This window comes from Leifsonia sp. 22587 (genome assembly GCF_052044215.1).
In the GTDB taxonomy this organism is placed as follows: Bacteria; Actinomycetota; Actinomycetes; order Actinomycetales; family Microbacteriaceae; genus Leifsonia; species Leifsonia shinshuensis_C.
In genome coordinates, this window is record NZ_JBQENB010000002.1 from 114866 (window position 1) to 133081 (window position 18216).

General features: G+C 71.4%; 21 protein-coding genes. 6 read left to right on the forward strand and 15 right to left on the reverse strand.

Translation table 11 applies throughout. The annotated features are described in order from the left end of the window. Positions 1-17: 17 nt before the first annotated feature. Entirely contained in the window at positions 18-1328 is a 1311-nt protein-coding gene (gene tyrS / locus ACTJI1_RS08540) for a tyrosine--tRNA ligase (protein ID WP_440742294.1), read from the reverse strand. 143 nt (positions 1329-1471) lie between these two features. Here tyrS and ACTJI1_RS08545 point away from each other — a divergent pair, with 143 nt between their 5' ends. Together ACTJI1_RS08545 and ACTJI1_RS08550 are read left to right on the forward strand one after the other, a co-directional pair. Then, positions 1472-2113, forward strand: a complete 642-nt coding sequence (locus ACTJI1_RS08545) for a DNA-binding protein (protein WP_440742295.1) — start codon at positions 1472-1474, stop codon at positions 2111-2113. Beyond that, complete coding sequence (locus ACTJI1_RS08550; protein ID WP_440742296.1) at positions 2110-2718, forward strand: hypothetical protein; 609 nt, start codon at positions 2110-2112, stop codon at positions 2716-2718. Before ACTJI1_RS08545 ends, ACTJI1_RS08550 begins: the two co-directional genes overlap by 4 nt. Positions 2719-2737: 19 nt before the next feature. On the opposite strand, the gene ACTJI1_RS08555 is transcribed toward ACTJI1_RS08550, so the two are convergent. The 8 genes from ACTJI1_RS08555 to ACTJI1_RS08590 form a co-directional block, all read right to left on the reverse strand. Beyond that, the gene (locus ACTJI1_RS08555) at positions 2738-3367 is read right to left on the reverse strand and encodes a DNA-3-methyladenine glycosylase (RefSeq protein ID WP_440742297.1); all 630 of its coding nucleotides are present in this window, start codon (positions 3365-3367) and stop codon (positions 2738-2740) included. A 1-nt stretch (position 3368) separates the two neighbouring features. Beyond that, entirely contained in the window at positions 3369-3491 is a 123-nt protein-coding gene (locus tag ACTJI1_RS08560; RefSeq protein WP_440742298.1) for a hypothetical protein, read from the reverse strand. Further along, entirely contained in the window at positions 3491-4957 is a 1467-nt protein-coding gene (gene argH / locus ACTJI1_RS08565) for an argininosuccinate lyase (RefSeq protein WP_440742299.1), read from the reverse strand. The genes ACTJI1_RS08560 and argH overlap by 1 nt, the downstream gene beginning before the upstream one ends. Then, positions 4954-5892, reverse strand: a complete 939-nt coding sequence (gene argF, locus ACTJI1_RS08570; RefSeq protein ID WP_440742300.1) for an ornithine carbamoyltransferase — start codon at positions 5890-5892, stop codon at positions 4954-4956. Before argF ends, argH begins: the two co-directional genes overlap by 4 nt. A gap of 40 nt (positions 5893-5932) precedes the next feature. Beyond that, positions 5933-7078: an acetylornithine transaminase gene (locus ACTJI1_RS08575; protein ID WP_440742834.1), complete on the reverse strand. Its 1146-nt coding sequence runs from the start codon at positions 7076-7078 to the stop codon at positions 5933-5935. 83 nt (positions 7079-7161) lie between these two features. Further along, positions 7162-8085, reverse strand: a complete 924-nt coding sequence (gene argB / locus ACTJI1_RS08580) for an acetylglutamate kinase (protein ID WP_310128001.1) — start codon at positions 8083-8085, stop codon at positions 7162-7164. 5 nt (positions 8086-8090) lie between these two features. Next, complete coding sequence (gene argJ, locus ACTJI1_RS08585; protein WP_440742301.1) at positions 8091-9245, reverse strand: bifunctional glutamate N-acetyltransferase/amino-acid acetyltransferase ArgJ; 1155 nt, start codon at positions 9243-9245, stop codon at positions 8091-8093. Then, positions 9242-10351 carry an N-acetyl-gamma-glutamyl-phosphate reductase gene (locus ACTJI1_RS08590; protein WP_440742302.1) on the reverse strand — a complete coding sequence of 370 codons (1110 nt, stop codon included), beginning with the start codon at positions 10349-10351 and terminating at the stop codon, positions 9242-9244. Before ACTJI1_RS08590 ends, argJ begins: the two co-directional genes overlap by 4 nt. Positions 10352-10671: 320 nt before the next feature. On the opposite strand from ACTJI1_RS08590, the gene ACTJI1_RS08595 reads away from it, so the two are divergent. Both ACTJI1_RS08595 and ACTJI1_RS08600 read left to right on the forward strand, forming a co-directional pair. Continuing rightward, a complete protein-coding gene (locus ACTJI1_RS08595) occupies positions 10672-10899 on the forward strand; it encodes a hypothetical protein (protein ID WP_440742303.1) in 228 nt (75 codons plus the stop codon). Continuing rightward, positions 10896-11216, forward strand: a complete 321-nt coding sequence (locus ACTJI1_RS08600; RefSeq protein ID WP_440742304.1) for a hypothetical protein — start codon at positions 10896-10898, stop codon at positions 11214-11216. The genes ACTJI1_RS08595 and ACTJI1_RS08600 overlap by 4 nt, the downstream gene beginning before the upstream one ends. 108 nt (positions 11217-11324) lie before the next feature. On the opposite strand, the gene pheT is transcribed toward ACTJI1_RS08600, so the two are convergent. From pheT to ACTJI1_RS08615, 3 genes are all read right to left on the reverse strand, one after another. After that, positions 11325-13871, reverse strand: a complete 2547-nt coding sequence (pheT, locus tag ACTJI1_RS08605) for a phenylalanine--tRNA ligase subunit beta (protein WP_440742305.1) — start codon at positions 13869-13871, stop codon at positions 11325-11327. After that, positions 13871-14911, reverse strand: coding sequence for a phenylalanine--tRNA ligase subunit alpha (gene pheS / locus ACTJI1_RS08610; RefSeq protein ID WP_440742306.1), 1041 nt, complete (start codon positions 14909-14911; stop codon positions 13871-13873). The genes pheT and pheS overlap by 1 nt, the downstream gene beginning before the upstream one ends. Before the next feature lie 94 nt (positions 14912-15005). Next, on the reverse strand, positions 15006-15806 hold the full coding sequence (locus ACTJI1_RS08615; RefSeq protein ID WP_440742307.1) for a TrmH family RNA methyltransferase: 801 nt from the start codon (positions 15804-15806) through the stop codon (positions 15006-15008). Positions 15807-15881: 75 nt separating this feature from the next. On the opposite strand from ACTJI1_RS08615, the gene ACTJI1_RS08620 reads away from it, so the two are divergent. After that, a complete protein-coding gene (locus ACTJI1_RS08620) occupies positions 15882-16217 on the forward strand; it encodes a hypothetical protein (protein ID WP_440742308.1) in 336 nt (111 codons plus the stop codon). Between the two features lie 64 nt (positions 16218-16281). On the opposite strand, the gene rplT is transcribed toward ACTJI1_RS08620, so the two are convergent. The 3 genes from rplT to infC are packed head-to-tail and all read right to left on the reverse strand — an operon-like array spanning position 16282 to position 17562. Further along, complete coding sequence (gene rplT, locus ACTJI1_RS08625; RefSeq protein WP_309857432.1) at positions 16282-16674, reverse strand: 50S ribosomal protein L20; 393 nt, start codon at positions 16672-16674, stop codon at positions 16282-16284. 37 nt (positions 16675-16711) lie between these two features. Next, on the reverse strand, positions 16712-16906 hold the full coding sequence (gene rpmI, locus ACTJI1_RS08630) for a 50S ribosomal protein L35 (protein WP_310127992.1): 195 nt from the start codon (positions 16904-16906) through the stop codon (positions 16712-16714). Then, entirely contained in the window at positions 16906-17562 is a 657-nt protein-coding gene (gene infC, locus ACTJI1_RS08635) for a translation initiation factor IF-3 (RefSeq protein WP_440742835.1), read from the reverse strand. Before infC ends, rpmI begins: the two co-directional genes overlap by 1 nt. Before the next feature lie 278 nt (positions 17563-17840). On the opposite strand from infC, the gene ACTJI1_RS08640 reads away from it, so the two are divergent. After that, positions 17841-18215 (forward strand): DUF1844 domain-containing protein, encoded by a 375-nt coding sequence (locus tag ACTJI1_RS08640; RefSeq protein ID WP_440742309.1) that lies wholly within the window; start codon positions 17841-17843, stop codon positions 18213-18215. Position 18216 lies beyond the last annotated feature (1 nt).

Consider the following 18216-nt stretch of genomic DNA (forward strand, 5'->3'; position numbering starts at 1 on the left):
CACCGTACGTCAGCCCGTCACGCGACGAAGACACCCGCGAGCGTCTTCTTCCCGCGTCGCAGCACGACCATGTCGCCCGGGAGCACGTCGGCGCCGATGGGCTGGTCCGCATCCTCGACCTTCGTGTTGTTGACGTACACGCCGCCCTGCGCGACCGCCCGGCGGGCCTCGCTGAGGCTCGACGTCAGCCCGGTGTCGACCAGCGTCTGCGCCACCGTTGCCGAGGGCTCGGTCGTCGTGGTGTTGGGCAGCTCCCGGAGGGCGGCCTCGAGCGTCACCGTGTCGAGGTCGGTCAGCTCGCCCTGCCCGAACAGCGCCTGCGAGGCCGCGATGGCCGCCTCGGTCGCCTCGACGCCGTGCACCAGCGCGGTCACCTCGAACGCCAGGCGGCGCTGCGCCTCGCGCTTGAACGGCTCGTCGGCGACCTTCTGCGCCAGCTCGTCGATCTCGGCGCGCGTCAGGAACGTGAACACCTTGAGCCGGTCGATCACGTCGGCGTCGTCGGTGTTGAGCCAGAACTGGTACATCGCGTACGGCGACGTCAGCGCCGGGTCGAGCCAGACCGCATTGCCCTCGCTCTTGCCGAACTTGGTGCCGTCGCTGTTCGTGATCAGCGGCGTGCCGATGGCGTGCACGTGGACGCCCTCGACCTTGCGGATGAGCTCGGTTCCGCTGGTCAGGTTGCCCCACTGGTCGCTGCCGCCGGTCTGCAGCACGCACCCGTACTGGCGGTACAGCTCCAGGAAGTCCATCCCCTGCAGGATCTGGTAGCTGAACTCGGTGTACGAGATGCCCTCGTCGGAGTTGAGACGCGCGGCGACCGCATCCTTCTTCAGCATGGTGCCGACGCGGAAGTGCTTGCCGATCTCGCGCAGGAAGTCGATCGCCGACATCGGCGCCGTCCAGTCGAGGTTGTTCACCAGGCGCACGGCGCTGTCACCCTCGTCGGAGAGGAAGCGCGTGACCTGCGCCTGCAGGTAGCCCACCCACTCGGCGACGGTCTCCTTCGTGTTCAGCGTGCGCTCGGCCGTCGGCCGCGGGTCGCCGATGAGCCCGGTGGAGCCGCCGACGAGGCCCAGCGGGCGGTGGCCGGCCAGCTGCAGGCGGCGCATGGTGAGCAGCTGCACCAGGTTCCCCAGGTGGAGGCTCGGTGCCGTCGGGTCGAAACCGCAGTAATAGGTGATCGGCTCCCCGGACAGGAGCTCTTTCAGCGCGGCCTCATCCGTCGACACGTGGATGAGCCCGCGCCAGACGAGCTCATCCCAGACGTCGTCGAAGGACGCGTCGTTGGACTGGGCGGTCAGGCCGGAGAGGGCGGTTTCGGACACCCGTCCAGGCTAGCAGCGGGCCCGGGCCGGAAAGCGGCAGGGTCGATCGGCTGATCAGGGCGCCAGACCTGATCTCCTGTACATCAGGCCTCTGGACCTGATACACTCGCCATCAGGCCAGCAGCCCTGATGAAGGAGACGCGATGTTCGTGATCACCGCCGACCAGGTCGACAGCAGACGACGTGCCGACATCGTCGCGCCGGAGATCGAGACCATCGACGCCCGCTACGCTGCGCGCCTGACCCTGCCGCCCGACAGGAACGCCGGCGACGAGCTGCAACTGCTCACGGCCGATGCCGGCGCCGCCCTCGATCTCGTCCTGCACCTCACCCGCGAGGGCGTCTGGAGCGTCGGACTCGGTGTCGGCGCCGTCCGCCTCCCCCTGCCGGAGAACACCCGTGAGGCGACGGGCGACGCGTTCATCGCCGCCCGCTCCGCCGTCTCCCGCGCCAAGCGGACGCTGGCCCGCTTCGCCGCCGCGGCCGTCGCGGACGAGGACGCCGCGGCCGACGTGGAGGCGCTCCTCACCCTGCTGCTGACGCTGCGCGAGGGCCGCACCCGCGCCGGGTGGGAGCTCTACGACCTGGTCTCGGCGGGCCTCACGCAGGCGGAAGCGGGTGCACGCCTGGGTATCACGCCCCAGTCGGCGAGCGATCGGGCCCGAGCGGCGGGGCTTCGCGCCGAACTGGCGGCGCTGCCTGCGCTCACTAGGCTGTTGGAACGAGCCGACGCGGCGCAGAGCGCTCCGCAGAAACCGGAGGAGGAGGAGGAGGAGGACGCATGACGATGGCCTGGCCGCCGCTCCCCGTGCTGTTCGCCCAGACGGCGCCGCAGGCGCTCTGGGTGCTCGCCCTCCTCCTGCTCCTCGCGTCGCTCGGCTGCATCGCGGCCACCCTCCGGACGCCGCGACGCCCCTTGGTGTACGCGGCGGCAGGCCTGCTCGCGGCGGCTTTCGTCGTGGTCCTGATCCCGGCGCAGCATGCGCCGCTCGCCGTGCGGCTGCTGATCGGCGTCGTGGCTCTCGCTCTGGCCGTCCTCGGCGGCTGGCCGGTGTCCCAGCTGGTGCTCGCTCTCGCGACCCGGAGCTCGGTCGAACCGAGCGCGCACGGCGGCATCCTGGTGCGGGCGATGACCGCGGAGGGCGGGACCACCACCCGCGAAGTCCTCCGCGGCGGCACGACGATCGGCCTGCTGGAGCGGCTCGCCGCCGCCGGGACGATCATGGCGGGCTTCCCGGAGGGGCTGGCCGTGCTGATCGCCATCAAGGGTGTCGGCCGGTTCACCGAGCTGGACGAGGCGGAGGCGCGGGAGCGTTTCATCATCGGCACCCTGACGAGCGTCATCTGGGCGTGCGCCTGCGCCGGTGTGTTCCGGATCGTGGCGGGCTGACCCGCTCCGCTCGACCGCGTCAGTCGTCCGACTTCGGATGCCGCTTGTACGGCGACACGGTCGGGTCACCCGGCAGCCAGTAGCGCCACGGGAACGCCAGCCCGCCTCCCGCGCCGGAGACTCCCGTGCGGGGGCCGGTCGCGTACTCCGCCTGCTCGGCCGGCAGCAGGAGTTCGAACGGCGGCCGGTACAGGTCGGCTCCGTCGTCCGCGAGGCTCATGCCCGCGGCGACGACCAGCCGTGCCGGCCCCCGGGCGAGATCGCGGTGCGGGATGAGGCGCCCGCTGGCCCCGACGCGGCGCCGCTCGGCGAGGTCCTCCCCCTCGACCACCTCACCGGCGCGGAGCAGCACAGCGGAGGCCTCCCCCTCCGGTGAGCAGACGATGTTCGCGCAGACGTGCATCCCGTAGGTGAAGTACGTGTAGATGTGCCCGGGCGCGCCGTACATGACGGCGTTGCGCTTGGTGCGACCGCGGAAGGCGTGCGAGCCGGGGTCCAGCCCGTCGCCGATGTACGCCTCCACCTCGGTGATGCGGATCGCGACGGCGCCCTCCGGCGACTCGTGGCGCAGCACGGCGCCGAGCAGCCGCGGCGCGACCTCCAGCGACGACGCCAGGAACTCGTCGCGCTCGGGCCGGTACAGCGTCACGTCAGAAGATCCGGCCGCCCGCGGCGACGGTCACGATCAGGCCGACCACGACCACGACGACCGCCACGACGACGATGGCCGGGATGATCCAGGGGCGCTTGCGCTCCGGGGCGAAGCGGGCCATCAGACGAGGTCCCGTCGCGAGGCGTGCAGGTGGAGGGCGGCCTTGCGCACGTGCTCGGTGAGGGCGGCGAGCTGCTCCGCGACCCGGTCGGGCGCGGTGCCCCCGACGCCGTCGCGGCTCGCGACGGAACCCTCGACGGAGAGCACCGAGCGCACCTCGGGGGTCAGCAGGGGCGAGACCGCCGCGAGCTGCTCGTCGGACACCTCGTGCAGCTCCAGCCCGTTCTCCTCCGCGACGCGCACCAGGCTGCCGCTCAGCTCGTGTGCGGTGCGGAACGGCACGTGGCGCTTCACCAGCCACTCGGCGACATCCGTGGCGAGCGAGAAGCCCTGCGGGGCGAGCTCCGCCATCCGGTCGGTGTGGAAGCGCAGTGTCGCGACCATCCCGGTGAAAGCGGGCAGCACCGTCTCGAGCGTGCGCACCGAGTCGAACACCGGCTCCTTGTCCTCCTGCAGGTCGCGGTTGTACGCGAGCGGGAGGCCCTTCAGCGTGGTGAGGAGGCCGGTGGCGTTGCCGATCAGCCGGCCCGCCTTGCCGCGGGCGAGTTCCGCGATGTCGGGGTTCTTCTTCTGCGGCATGATCGACGACCCGGTCGAGTAGCCGTCGTCGAGGGTGACGAAGCCGAACTCGCGCGTGTTCCAGAGGATGATCTCCTCGGCGAAGCGCGACAGGTCCACGCCGATCTGCGCGGCGACGAAGGCGAACTCGGCCACCACATCCCGAGCCGCGGTGCCGTCGATGGAGTTCTCGGAGCTGCGGGCGAAGCCGAGCTCGCGGGCGACGAGCAGCGGATCCAGCCCGAGCGTCGAGCCGGCCAGCGCTCCCGAGCCGTACGGCGAGACGTTCGCCCGCGCATCCCAGTCGGCGAGACGGTCGAGGTCGCGCACCAGCGGCCAGCAGTGCGCGAGCAGGTGGTGGGCGAGCAGCACGGGCTGCGCGTGCTGCAGGTGCGTCCGGCCCGGCATGACGGCGGCGGGATGCGCGCCCGCCTGGGATGCGATGGCATCCACCAGGGCGATCAGCTGCTCGGCGATGACGCCGGCGTGGTCGCGGAGGTAGAGGCGGATGAGCGTGGCGATCTGGTCGTTGCGGCTGCGGCCGGCCCGGAGCTTGCCGCCGAGGTCGGCGCCCGCACGCTCGATGAGCCCGCGCTCCAGGGCGCCGTGCACATCCTCGTCGGTCTCGAGCGCGGCGAACGCGCCGGAGGCGACGTCGCGGTCGAGGGCGTCGAGGGCGGACAGCATCCCGTCGAGCTCCTCCGGCGTCAGGTAGCCGGCGGCCGCCAGCGCCTTGGCGTGCGCCCGGGAGCCGGCGATGTCGTAGGCGGCCAGCTCCCAGTCGAAGTGGGTCGACTTGCTGAGGGCCGCCAGCTCGGGCGAGGGGCCGCCGGCGAAGCGGCCGCCCCAGAGGGAGCCCTCGCCGGTGCGGCCGACGCCCGACGGCGTCCGTTCGGTGCTGTCGGTCATGCGGCGGCCTCCGTGTTCTTCGCGAGCAGCCAGGCGAGCAGGGCCTTCTGGGCGTGCAGACGGTTCTCGGCCTCGTCCCAGATCACCGATTGCGGGCCGTCGAGCACCTCCGCGCTGACCTCGTAGCCGCGGTAGGCCGGGAGGCAGTGCAGGAAGATCGCGTCGGGATCCGCCAGCCCCATCAGGCGGGAGTCGACCGTGTAGTCGCCGAAGACGGCGACCCGCTCGGCCTTCTCGTCCTCCTTGCCCATCGACACCCAGGTGTCGGTGACGACGACGTCCGCGCCGGCCGCGGCCTCCGCCGGGTCGGTGAGCACGGTCACGGAGCCGCCGGTGCGCTCGGCGATCGCGCGGGCGTCCGCGACGACCGCGTCGGACGGCGCATACGCGGCGGGGGCGGCGATGCGGACGTGCATGCCCGCGGTGGCGCCGCCGAGCAGGTAGGAGTGCGCCATGTTGTTGGCGCCGTCGCCGAAGTAGCTCATCGTCAGGCCGCCGAGCTCGCCCTTGTGCTCCTGCACGGTCAGCAGGTCGGCCAGGATCTGGCAGGGGTGGAAGTCGTCCGACAGGGCGTTCACGACCGGGACGCGCGTCCCCGCGGCCATCTCCTCCAGCCCGGCCTGCGCGAAGGTGCGCCACACGATCGCCGCCACCTGGCGCTCCAGCACCCGGGCCGTGTCCGCGAGCGACTCCTTGCCGCCGAGCTGGCTCTCGCCGCTCTGGATGATCAGCGGGCTGCCGCCCAGGTCGGCGATGCCGACGGCGAACGACACACGGGTGCGGGTCGACGTCTTGTCGAAGATCACGGCGACCGTCTGCGGCCCGGCGAGCGGCTTCGCCGAGAAGCGGTCGCGCTTGAGGTCGGCCGCGAGGCGCAGCACCTCGGCCTGCTCGGCGGGCGAGAGATCGTCGTCGCGGAGGAAGTGCCGGGTCATGCTGGCGCCCTTTCGTCAGGGTTCGGGAAGGAGGGTGTGGTCAGAGGGAGGCGAGGGCGCGGCCGAACCGCTCGCGGAAGTCGGCGATCTCGGTGTCGCCGACGATCAGCGGAGGGGCCAGGCGGATGCTCGACTCGTTCGGTGCATTGATGATCAGCCCCTGGGAGAGTGCCGCGTCCGAGAGCCGGTGCGCCTCGCCGTCGGTCAGCCCGATGCCGATCAGCAGCCCGTGCCCGCGCACGTCGCCGATCAGCGGCGAGCCGAAGCCGCGGATGATCTGCTTGAGCTCCTCGCCGCGGCGCGCGGCGTTGCCGACCAGGTCGGACCGCTCGATCTCGGTCAGGACCGCGTTGCCGGCGGCCGTCGCCAGCGGGTTGCCGCCGAACGTCGAGCCGTGCTGGCCCTGCGAGAACAGATCGGAGGCCCAGCCGAACGTGACGAGCGCGCCGATCGGCACGCCGCCCGCAAGCCCCTTCGCCACCGTGACGGCGTCGGGGACGATTCCGGCGTGCTGGTAAGCGAACCACTCGCCGGTCCGTCCGATGCCGGTCTGGATCTCGTCGATGATCAGCAGCACGCCGTGCTGCTCGGTGAGCTCGCGAGCCCGGCGCAGGAAGCCGTCCGGGAGGTCGAGCACGCCCGCCTCGCCCTTGATCGGCTCCACGAAGAGGGCGGCGACATGGTCGTCGATGGCCGCCTCGAGCGCCGCGATGGTGGAGTCGATGTGCACGACCCCGCCCGGGAGCGGCTCGAAGGCCTCGCGCATCGGCGGCTTGCCGGTGAGGGCGAGCGAACCCATGGTGCGCCCGTGGAAGGCGTTGTGCAGCGCGACCACACGCGTGCGGCGGCCGTGCGGTCCGCGGTTCAGGCGCGCCAGCTTGAAGGCCGCCTCGTTCGCCTCGGCGCCCGAGTTGCCGAACAGCACCCGGCCCTGCGGGCCTGCGCCGGTGATGACGCGCAGGCGCTCGGCCAGCTGGAGCTGCGGCGGTGTCGAGAAGTAGTTGGAGACGTGGGCGAGCGTCCCGATCTGGCTGCTCACCGCATCCACCAGGGCAGGATGCGCGTGCCCGAGCGCGTTCACCGCGATGCCCGCGAGGAAGTCGAGGTACTCGGTGCCGTCGATGTCCCACACCCGGCAGCCCTCGCCGCGGACGAGCATCCGCTTCGGCGTCGCCAGTGTGCGCATGATGGCGTCGGTGAACGGGCCCTTCCAGGCCCCGTCGCGCCACTCTTCGGTGTTGATCGTCACGTTCTCCTCCAGTGCCTCGCTCACGCGGGCACCACCTCCGTCCCGATTCCGGACTGCGTGAAGACTTCGAGCAGGATCGAGTGCGGAACCCGTCCGTCGATGATCGCAGCCTTCGCGACCCCGCCGTCGACCGCATCCAGGCAGGCGGCCATCTTCGGGATCATCCCCGACTCGAGCGACGGCAGCAGCTCGCGCAGCTCATCCGCCGCGATCTTGGACAGCAGCGAGTCGCGGTCCGGCCAGTCGCTGTAGAGCCCGGCGACGTCGGTGAGGATCACCAGCTTCGCCGCCCCGAGCGCCACGGCCAGCGCGGCCGCGGCCGCGTCGGCGTTGACGTTGAGCGCCTGGCTCGCGTCGTCGATGTCCGGTGCGATCGACGACACGACCGGGATGCGGCCGGCCGCCAGCTGTGCGAGCACCGCCTCCGGGTCCACGGCCACGACGTCGCCGACCAGGCCGAGGTCGACCTCCTCGCCGTCGATCACCGCCGCGCGCCGGCGGCCCTGGAAGAGACCGGCGTCCTCGCCCGAGAGCCCGGCCGCGAGCGGCCCGTGCTTGTTGATGTTGCCGACGATGTCGCGGTTGATCCGGCCGGTCAGCACCATCCGGACCACCTCCATCGCCTCCGGCGTGGTCACGCGGTAGCCGCCGCGGAACTCGGAGGCGATGCCGAGCCGGTCGAGCATCGCGGAGATCTGCGGCCCACCCCCGTGCACGACCACCGGGCGGAGCCCGGCGTAGCGCAGATAGACCATGTCCTCGGCGAACGTACGCTGGAGCTCCTCGTTCACCATGGCATTGCCGCCGAACTTCACGACGATGATCCGGTCGTGGAAGGCCTTGAGCCAGGGCAGCGACTCGATCAGGGTCGCCGCCTTCTCCGCTGCGGCGGCGTGCTCCGTCGCCGCCCGTTCCGCGTCCTCGGTCGTCACGTTCTCCGCCATCGCCATCAGCTCGCGTACGCGCTGTTCTCGTGCACGTAGTCGTGCGTGAGGTCGTTGGTCAGGATGGTCGCGGTCTCGTCGCCCGCGTGCAGGTCGATGAGCACGTGCACCTTCCGCGGCGTCAGGTCGACGAGCTCCCGGGGCTGGTCCGGCTCACCGGCGGTGCACACCTGCACGCCGTTGATCGCGACGTCGATGCCGTACGGGTCGAACTCGGCATCCGTCGTACCGACCGCCGCCAGCACGCGGCCCCAGTTCGGGTCGTTGCCGAAGATGGCCGCCTTGAAGAGGTTGCTGCGCGAGACGGCGCGTCCGACGACCACCGCGTCGTCCTCGGAGCGAGCGTTGAGCACCTCGATGGAGATGTCGTGCGAGGCGCCCTCGGCGTCGGCCTGCAGCTGCTCGGCCAGGTCGCGGCAGACGGCGGTGAGGGCCGACGCGAAGTCGGACTCGTCGGGTTCCACGCCGCTCGCGCCAGAGCCGAGCAGCGCGACGGTGTCGTTGGTGGACATGCAGCCGTCGGAGTCGAGGCGGTCGAACGTCACCCGAGTCGCGGAGCGCAGCGCCCGGTCCAGCTGCTCGGAGGTGAGCACGGCGTCGGTGGTGATGACGACGAGCATCGTCGCGAGGCCGGGCGCGAGCATCCCGGCGCCCTTCGCCATGCCGCCGACGGTCCAGCCGTCCGGCGAGCGGTACTCGGACTGCTTGGGGCGCGTGTCGGTGGTCATGATGGCCTCCGCAGCGCCGAGACCGGCGTCGGGGGCCAGCGCTGCGGCGGCGGACGAGACACCGCCGAGCAGTGCGTCGAGGGGCAGCTGCTCCCCGATCAGGCCGGTGGAGCAGACCAGCACGTCGCCGGCGGAGACGCCGAGTTCGCTGGCGACGGCCTCCGCGGTGGCGTGGGTCGTCTGGAAGCCCTGCGCTCCGGTGTAGCAGTTCGCGCCTCCGGAGTTGAGGACGATCGCGGACACCACGCCGTCCTGGATCACCTGCTCGCTCCACAGCACCGGGTTCGCCTTGCACCGGTTCGTGGTGAACACGGCCGCGGCGGCGTTGAGCGGGCCGCGATTCTGCACCAGCGCGAGATCGCGGGCACCGCTCGACTTCAGGCCGGCGACGACACCGGCCGCGGCGAATCCGGATGCTGCGGTGACGCTCACGGCGCGACTCCGTTCACGGTCAGGCCCGTCGTCTCGTCGAGGCCGAGGGCGATGTTGACGGACTGGATGGCCGCGCCGGCCGTCCCCTTGTACAGGTTGTCGAGGGCGAGCACGGTGACGACGCGACCCGCGGCCGCGTCGAGCGCGACGCCGATCAGCACCGTGTTGGCGCCGAGCACGTCCGCGGTGCGCGGCAGCGTCCCCGCGGGGAGCACGTGCACGAACGGCTCGTCCGCGTACGCCTCCTCCCAGACGGCCTGCACCTGCTCGGCGGTGACGCCCGGCCGGACACGCGCGGTGGAGGTCGCCAGGATGCCGCGCGACATCGGGACGAGCACCGGGGTGAAGCTGACGGTCGGAGCCTCTGCCCCGGCCTTGCGGAGGTTCTGCTGGATCTCCGGGATGTGGCGGTGCGTGCCGCCGACGCCGTACGGGTTGGCGGACCCGAGGATCTCGCTCGCCAGGTACATGGTCTTCAGCGACTTGCCCGCGCCGGACGGGCCGACCGCGAGCACCGCGACGATGTCCTCGTCGTCGATGACTCCGGCGCGGATGCCGGGGGCGAGCGCGAGGGAGACCGCGCTGGCGTTGCAGCCCGGGGCCGCGATGCGGCGGGCGCCGAGGAGGGCGTCGCGCTGCTTGCCGGTGGGGGCGGTGCTGGCGGCGTGCGTGCCTGCCGCGGGCGCGTCGACGCTGCCTGCTGCTGCGTCCGTGGCGAGCGGCAGCTCGGGCACGCCGTACGCCCAGGCGCCGAAGTGCTCGCCGCTGTAGAACGCCGCCCAGTCGGCCGGGTCTTCGAGCCGGTGGTCGGCGCCGCAGTCCACGACGACGGTGTCGTCGGGCAGCTGCGCGGCGATCTCACCGGACGCGCCGTGCGGCAGCGCCAGGAACACGACGTCGTGACCGGCGAGGTTCTCCGCCGTGGTCTCGAGCAGCGTCAGGTGCGCGAGCGAGCGCAGGTGCGGCTGGTGGGCGATCAGCGGGTGACCGGCGTTCTGGTGCGCGGTGACCGTGCGGATCTCGAAGTCGGGGTGCCCGGCGAGGATGCGCAGCAGCTCACCGCCCGCGTATCCGGATGCGCCTGCGACAGCGACCGAGAAAGTCATGCTTCTTCCTTTTCGAGTGGACGACAGGTGTCTCGGCGACGGCGGCGCCCACGTCGATCCACAACTCGAGGACCGCCCGGAACGCCGCCTAGCTTCGGCGGTCGCGCAGGCGTCGGCGCAGGGCGCGGGCGGCGAATGCCGCACGCGTCGAAGCGGTGCGCCGGACGGAAAGCATGGGACAACCCTAGCGCTCCCTCCCCGGCCCCCGCCAAATCCGGGCGCCGCGCGGTCGCGCGTGCCGCCGGCGATCCCGCATGCGACGACACCGGCGTCGTCAAGCGGGCCTAGCCATCTCCGTATGTGTATGACACAATCGATGCGTGCTGATTCGCGTGACCCGGTCCGCGCGGAAGCACCGAATCGGAAATGCACACATTTTGGCGGCGATGATGGATGCGGGAGAGCCGACCGCAGAGGGCGACGCTCTCCGGTACGTCGGTCGCGACGATCGCGGTGTCGAGCTGGAGATCATCGCCGTGCCCAACGACCGCGGCGATGGTCTCGCCGTGATCCACGCGATGCCGACAGAGTGGAGGAGGACCTCATGACGACGGATCCACGCGACTTCGTGGTCGGGCCGGACGCCCGCATCTCCGACATCGACCTCGACACCGAGGAGTTCCTCGCGCCCGACGGCGAGCGACTGACCGAGGAGCGTGCCGAAGCGCTTGCTCGGCGTGCCGCCAACCTCGTTCCCGGCCGTAAGTCGCTGGGCGGCGACGGCAGCGTCTCCCCCGTGCTGCAATTCCGCACCCCGCGGAAGCGGGAGGCGGAGCAGCTGGCTCACGAGCTCGGAATCAGGACGTCCGAGCTGGCACGCCGCGCACTCGACGAGTACCTCGACAATCACGCTCGCGGCGCCTGACCAGCGCCGGCGCCGCGACTGCTGCCTCCCGTAACGTCTGCGGCTGCTCGCGCAGGCGCAGACGTTCCGAACGGCAGCAGTCGCCGCCCGCGGCGGCGCCGCGGGCGGCTACTCGCGGATGGTGGCGCCGAAGAGGTCGCCCGCGCGGGCGGAGCCGGCCAGCTTGGCCTCGCTCGCCTCCGCCGCCGTGAGGGTGCGGTCGTCGGCGCGGAAGCGGAGGGCGAAGGTCAGGCTCTTGCGTCCCTCGGGCAGGCCGGGGCCGCGGTAGTCGTCGACCAGGCGGATGTCCTCGAGCAGGGGTCCTGCGCCCTCGCGGACCGCACGGAGCACGTCCCCGGCCGGGACATCGAGCGGCACGACGAGCGACAGGTCCTGCGTCGCCGCCGGGAAGCCGGCGATGACGCCCGCCACGACCTCCGGCGGAGCGACGGAGATCAGCGCATCCAAGTCGAGCTCGAACACGGCGACGACGCGCGGCAGGTCGAGCTCGTGCGCGAGCACGGGAAGGAGCTCTCCGGCGTAGCCGACGGGCGTGGACGAGCCGTCCGCGCCGAGTGCCAGCAGCCGGGCGGTGCGCCCGGGGTGCAGCGCCTGGTGGGACGACTGCTCGAGGTCGACGGTGACGCCGACGGCGGCGGCGGTCTGGCGGACCATGTCGAGCGCATCCACGAGGCCGGCGGGCACCGGAGGCGTCCCCGGCTGCTTCTCGACCGCGTCGCCGACGACCAGTCCGGCGAGGTGCCGCGGCTGGGCCGGGATGCCGGCGTTCAGGCCGGCGAGGATGTCCGGTCCGGGCAGCGCGGCGCCCGGCGGGAGCGTCTCGCTGCCGATCGAGCCGTCGGAGGGGCGGAACACCGTGCCCAGCTCGTACACGCGGAGGTCGACCAGGCCGCGGGCCAGGTTCCGCTTCGCGACGTCGAGCAGCCCCGGGAGGAGCGAGGTGCGCAGGTACGGCGCGGTCGCGTCGAGGGCGTTGGCCAGGCGGACGGCGGGCACGTGGCCCGACACCTCGGGCAGGCCGAAGCGGTCGTTCTGCGCCTCGCTGACGAACGGGAACGACAGCACCTCGGTGGCGCCGTTGTCCGCGAGCGTCTGCGCGACGGCGCGGCGCAGCCGCTGCTCGCGCGTGAGGCCACGGCCGGGAGGAGCCACCGGCAGGACGGACGGGATGCGGTCGTAGCCCAGGATGCGGGCGACCTCCTCCGCCAGGTCGGACTTGTCGCGCAGGTCCGGACGCCACGTGGGCGGGACCACGAGCAGGCCGCCCTCGGTCTCGGTGACCGTACCGCCGATCTCGGCGAGCGCACCGCGCACCTCGTCGTCGGAGAAGTCGACGCCGATCAGCGAGGAGATGTAGCCCTCCGGAAGCCGGATGGGGTCCGCCTCCTCCGAGGCGTCGAGGAGCGAGCCGAGCTCGTCGGCGTGGCCGCCCGCGAGCTGCTCGAGCAGCTGCACGACGCGGGCAGCCGCGGCGACGGCCACCTGCGGGTCGACGCCGCGCTCGAACCGCTTGGACGCCTCGCTCGGGAGCTTGTGACGGCGGGCCGTGCGTGCGATGGACACCGGGTCGAAGTTCGCCGCCTCGATCAGCACGTTGCGCGTGCCCTCGCGGATCTCCGTCGAGGCTCCGCCCATGACGCCGGCGAGGCCGATCGCACCGGAGTCGTCGGCGATCACCAGGTCTTCCGGGTCGAGCTTCCTCGTCTGGTCGTCGAGCGTGACCAGGGTCTCGCCGGGGGCGGCCCGGCGCACGACGATGCCGCCCGACAGCCTGTCCAGGTCGTAGCCGTGGATCGGCTGGCCGAGCTCGAGCATCACGTAGTTGGTGATGTCGACGATCAGCGAGATCGAGCGGATGCCGGCGAGCTTGAGGCGCGCGATCATCCACGCGGGGGTGCGGCGGGAGCCGTCGACGTCGCGGACGACGCGGGTGACGAACACGCTCGCCCCCACCCGGCCGCGGATCGGTGCGGTGTCCTCGATCGTCACGCTGAAGCCGCTCGCGTGCGCATCCCCCGTGCTCACCGGCACGGCCTCCGCGGGGTCGCGGAACGCCGCACCCGTCGCGTGCGAGTACTCGCGTGCAATGCCGCGGATGGAGAACGCGTAGCCGCGATCGGGCGTGACGTTCACCTCGACAGCCGCGTCGTCGAGCCCCAGCAGCGACACCGCGTCGGCGCCGACCTCCGGGTCGAGTCCGAGCGTCGCGAGCCGCAGGATGCCGTCGTGCTCCTCGCCCAGACCGAGCTCGCGCGCCGACGCGATCATGCCGTCGGAGATGTGACCGTAGGTCTTGCGGGCGGCGATCGGGAACGGACCGGGCAGCACCGCACCCGGGAGCGTCACGACGACCTTGTCGCCCTCGAAGAAGTTGCGAGCGCCGCAGACGATGCCGCGCACGTCGGCGCCGCCGTCGGCCGCGGTCTCGCCCTCGGGCGCGACGCGGACCTGGCACCAGCGGATGGTCTTGCCGTTGCTCTGCGGTTCCTCGACGAACTCGAGCACCTGGCCGACGACGATCGGCCCGCTGAGCTCGAAGGTGTGGATGTCCTCCTCCTCGAGCCCGACGGACACGAGGGCGGCATGCACCTCCTCCGGGGTCGTTCCGGGCTCCAGGTCGACGAACTCGCCGAGCCAACTCAGGGGGACGCGCATCAGACCACCATTCCGAACTGCTGGGAGAACCGGACATCGCCCTCGGCCATGTCGCGCATGTCCTTGACGTCGTTCCGGAACATCAGGGCGCGCTCGACGCCCATGCCGAACGCGAAGCCCGAGTACACGTCGGGGTCGATGCCCGCGGAGCGCAGCACGTTCGGGTTGACCATGCCGCAGCCGCCCCACTCGATCCACCGGGCGCCGCCCTTGAACGAGGGATGCCACAGGTCGAGTTCGGCGCTGGGCTCAGTGAACGGGAAGTAGTTGGGGCGCAGGCGCACGCGCGCCTCGTCGCCGAACAGCGACTTCACGAAGTGGTCGAGGGTGCCGCGCAGGTGCGCCATCGTGAGGCCCTTGTCGACCGCGATGCCCTCCGTCTGGTGGAACACGGGCAGGTGGGTCGCGTCGAACTCGTCGGTGCGGAATACGCGGCCCGGCGCGATCCGGTACACCGGCAGCTCGTCGCCCAGCAGGGCGCGCAGCTGCACCGGCGAGGTGTGCGTGCGCATCACCAGGTGCGCATCCGTCGGCTCGACGAAGAAGGTGTCCTGCATCGCGCGCGCCGGGTGGTCGGCGTCGAAGTTGAGCGCGTCGAAGTTGTACCACTCGCTCTCGAGCTCGGGGCCTTCCGCGACCTCCCAGCCCATGCCGACGAAGACGTCGGCGATGCGCTCCTGCAGCAGGCTCAGCGGGTGGCGTGCGCCGGGCGTCCAGCGCGAGGGCAGCGCCGTGACGTCGACCGTCTCGGCAGCGAGCTGCGCGGCCTCCTCGGCGGAGGCGATCTCGGCCTCCTTGGCGGCGAACGCCTGGTTGACGCGAGCGCGGGCGCTGCCGACCAGCTTGCCCGCCGCGGCCTTCTGGTCGCCGGGGAGCGAGCGGATGCCCGCGTTCAGGCGGGCGAGCGGCGAGCCTTCCGCCGTGTGGTCGTGGCGCACCGTCTTCAGGGCCGCCGAGTCGCTGGCGGCGTCGATGGCGGCGAGGGCCGCATCCACCGCTGCCGCGACGGCGGATTCGGTGATCTCCGTGGTATCTGACACGGTCACCCAGTCTAGTCGGCGCTCGAACCGCGTCCCGGCCCGGAGCAGAACGGTGGATAAGCCGTCTGAGGCCGTCTGCTGTGGAGGGATGCGGTCAGGCGCGCTGTGCGAACGCGGACTCGTAGAGGCAGACCGACGCCGCCGTCGCGAGGTTCATCGACTCGGCGCGGCCGTAGATCGGAACGGTCACGACGCGGTCCACGAGAGCGAGCAGCTCGTCCTCCAGACCGTGCGCCTCGTTGCCGAACACCCAGGCGGTCGGCCGGGCGAGCTCGCCGTCACGGCGGGCGGCGAGGAGGTCCTCCCCCTTGATGTCGGCGGCGAGCACCTGCAGCCCGGCCGAGTGCGCACGGCCGATCACGTCGGCGAGATCGGCGCCCACCGCGACGGGGACGTGGAACAGCGACCCGGTGGTCGAGCGGACCACCTTCGGGTTGTACAGGTCGACGGTGCGACCGGTCAGCACGACGGCGTCCGCACCGGCAGAGTCGGCGGCGCGGATGATGGTCCCGGCGTTGCCCGGGTCCCTGACCTCCTCCAGCACGGCCACCAGCTTGGAGGAGTCGGAGAAGATGTCGCGGATGGACGTCGGGAACTGACGCGCGACGGCGACGAAGCCCTGCGGCGTGACGGTGTCGGCCATGGCATCCAGCACGTGCTCGGAGACGAACTCGACCTCCACGTCGGCGTCCTCGGCCGCGCGCGCGATCTCCGGGTACCGCTCCAGCGCCGTCGGCGTCGCGAACAGGTCGACCATGAGCTCCGGCCGGAAGGTCAGCGCCTCGGACACGGCCTGCGGCCCTTCGAGCAGGAACAGCCCCGTCTCGGAACGGGCGGAGCGCTTGGCGAGCTTGGCGACGGCCCTGACGCGCGGTGAGCGCGGGTTGTCCAGCATGGCACCAGCATATGGGGCCGGTGATCCGAACGGCGCTGCGTCTCGTGTTAAGGGAAAGCGGATGGAGGCTGAACGATGAGAACACTCGGACGAGCGGCACTGATCGCGGGCGGCGCGGCCCTCGCCCTCGGGCTCGGCACAGCGGCGGCGTTCGCGGCGACCGGCGACGGAGGGGGCGACGACGTACGGGTCGTGCAGCCGACGGGGACGCCGAGTCCCACGGTGGAGGACCGCATCGTGCGGCCAACCCCCAGCGACCCGCCGAGTGCGGTCCCGCTCCTCGGCGACGACCACGGCGGCGCCGACGACCCGGCCACGCACGACGTCGGCGACGACCACGGCGCTGACGACCCCGCCACACACGACATCGGCGACGACCACGGCTCCGGCGGCCACGGCGCCGACGACTGAGCCCCGGACACACGGAACGGCCCGGTCGACTGCTGTCGACCGGGCCGTTCTGCGTGGCTGGGTGTTACGCCGCGGCGTCCGCCTTCGGGGCCGACGTGTCGGCCGGCAGCGCCTTCTTGGCGGTCTCGACGAGCGCCGCGAAGGTCGCGGGCTCGGTCACGGCCAGGTCGGCGAGGATGCGACGGTCCACCTCGACGCCCGCCAGGCCCAGGCCCTGGATGAAGCGGTTGTAGGTGAGGCCGTTGGCACGGGAGGCCGCGTTGATCCGCTGGATCCACAGACGACGGAAGTCGCCCTTGCGCTTGCGGCGGTCGTTGTACGAGTAGACCAGGGAGTGGGTGACCTGCTCCTTGGCCTTGCGGTAGAGGCGCGACCGCTGCCCGCGGTAGCCCTCGGCGCGCTCGAGGATGACCCGACGCTTCTTGTGGGCGTTGACGGCCCTCTTCACTCTTGCCATTAGTCGATTTCCTTCTTAAAAAGTGCGTGTCGAGTCGTTACTTGCCGAGCATCCGGCGGATGACCTTGGCGTCCACCTCGGGGACGACCTGGTCCTGGTTCAGCCGGCGGGTGCGACGGCTGGACTTGAGCTCCAGGTTGTGGCGCATACCGGACTGCTGCTTCATGACCTTGCCGCTGCCGGTGATCTTGAAGCGCTTCTTGGCGCCGGAGTGGGTCTTCTGCTTGGGCATTACTTCTCCTCGTTCGTCGCCTGGGCGGGCGAACTCTCATCGGACTGAGCAGCATCGGCTGCGTCAGCAACCGCATCCTGGTCGCGCCCCTGGGCGCGGGCCTTCGTTGCGGCACGTTGTGCGTTTGCCTCGGCCTTGGCCTCGGACTTGTTCTTCAGCGGGCTGATGATCATCACCATGTTGCGCCCGTCGATCGTGGGGTTCGACTCCACGGTCCCGAGCTCGGCGACGTCTTCCGCGAAGCGCTGGAGGAGGCGGACGCCCTGCTCCGGACGCGACTGCTCGCGGCCGCGGAAGAGGATCATCGCCTTCACCTTGTCGCCGGACTTCAGGAAGCCCTCGGCGCGCTTGCGCTTGGTCTCGTAGTCGTGCTTGTCGATCTTGAGGCGGAACCGCACCTCTTTGAGGATCGTGTTCGCCTGGTTGCGCCGGGCCTCCTTGGCCTTCTGCGCAGCCTCGTACTTGAACTTGCCGTAGTCCATGATCTTGGCGACCGGCGGCTTGGAGTTGGGCGCGACTTCGACCAGGTCGAGGTCGGCCTCCTGCGCGAGTCGCAGCGCGACCTCGATCTTGACGACACCGACCTGCTCTCCGCTGGGGCCGACGAGTCGAACTTCGGGGACGCGGATACGGTCATTCGTACGGGGATCGCTGATGTCTGTCTCCTCTGATCAAGCGATGGTTCTCGGCCACGGCCCGTCGGTGACGGTCCGGCGAAAGAGGAGGTTCCACGCACCAGCACGCCCGCGATCCGGATCTCGTGAGATCGCATCGCAGGCTGGTACAGCACCCTGACTACCCCCGCGTTCACACGCGATGGCGGAGTGCAACGACCCGGTAACCTGTAAAACGGTCAAGCGCGGGTGGGAGGAATCTCCACTTTCGTACCGGGACAGATGTCCCGGAGCCCGAACGATTCTAACAGAGGAAAGCAGTGAGCGACACATCCTTCACCTTCGACGAGTCCGGCAGCGACCAGGACGACGTCGCCGAGGCCACCCGCGACATCGCGGAGGTGCCCGCCGTCGAGGTGATCACCACCACCGCCGTGCACCTGATGAGCGCGGCCGCCGTGAAGTGCGGCCTGGCCGACGACCCGGAGCACCAGACCGACCTGGATGAGGCGCGCAAGCTCATCGACGCCCTCGCCGGCCTCGTCACCGCGAGCGCGCAGCACGTCGGCGACCAGCACGCGCGCAGCCTGCGCGACGGCCTTCGGTCGCTGCAACTGGCCTTCCGCGAGGCATCCGCCATCGCCGACGAGATCGGCAAGGGCCCGGGCGAGAAGTACACGGGTCCCGTCAGCTGAC

Excerpts from the sequence above, each read along its gene's own strand:
- ACTJI1_RS08590 (WP_440742302.1), bottom strand. The coding sequence starts at position 10,351 with ATGACTTTCTCGGTCGCTGTCGCAGGCGCATCCGGATACGCGGGCGGT.
- pheT (WP_440742305.1), bottom strand. The coding sequence starts at position 13,871 with ATGCGCGTCCCCCTGAGTTGGCTCGGCGAGTTCGTCGACCTGGAGCCC.
- argH (WP_440742299.1), bottom strand. The coding sequence starts at position 4,957 with ATGACCGACAGCACCGAACGGACGCCGTCGGGCGTCGGCCGCACCGGC.
- argB (WP_310128001.1), bottom strand. The coding sequence starts at position 8,085 with ATGGCGGAGAACGTGACGACCGAGGACGCGGAACGGGCGGCGACGGAG.
- ACTJI1_RS08575 (WP_440742834.1), bottom strand. The coding sequence starts at position 7,078 with ATGCGCACACTGGCGACGCCGAAGCGGATGCTCGTCCGCGGCGAGGGC.
- ACTJI1_RS08560 (WP_440742298.1), bottom strand. The coding sequence starts at position 3,491 with ATGGCCCGCTTCGCCCCGGAGCGCAAGCGCCCCTGGATCATCCCGGCC.
- ACTJI1_RS08600 (WP_440742304.1), top strand. The coding sequence starts at position 10,896 with ATGACGACGGATCCACGCGACTTCGTGGTCGGGCCGGACGCCCGCATC.
- ACTJI1_RS08615 (WP_440742307.1), bottom strand. The coding sequence starts at position 15,806 with ATGCTGGACAACCCGCGCTCACCGCGCGTCAGGGCCGTCGCCAAGCTC.
- rplT (WP_309857432.1), bottom strand. The coding sequence starts at position 16,674 with ATGGCAAGAGTGAAGAGGGCCGTCAACGCCCACAAGAAGCGTCGGGTC.
- ACTJI1_RS08620 (WP_440742308.1), top strand. The coding sequence starts at position 15,882 with ATGAGAACACTCGGACGAGCGGCACTGATCGCGGGCGGCGCGGCCCTC.
- ACTJI1_RS08545 (WP_440742295.1), top strand. The coding sequence starts at position 1,472 with ATGTTCGTGATCACCGCCGACCAGGTCGACAGCAGACGACGTGCCGAC.
- rpmI (WP_310127992.1), bottom strand. The coding sequence starts at position 16,906 with ATGCCCAAGCAGAAGACCCACTCCGGCGCCAAGAAGCGCTTCAAGATC.
- ACTJI1_RS08550 (WP_440742296.1), top strand. The coding sequence starts at position 2,110 with ATGACGATGGCCTGGCCGCCGCTCCCCGTGCTGTTCGCCCAGACGGCG.
- argF (WP_440742300.1), bottom strand. The coding sequence starts at position 5,892 with ATGACCCGGCACTTCCTCCGCGACGACGATCTCTCGCCCGCCGAGCAG.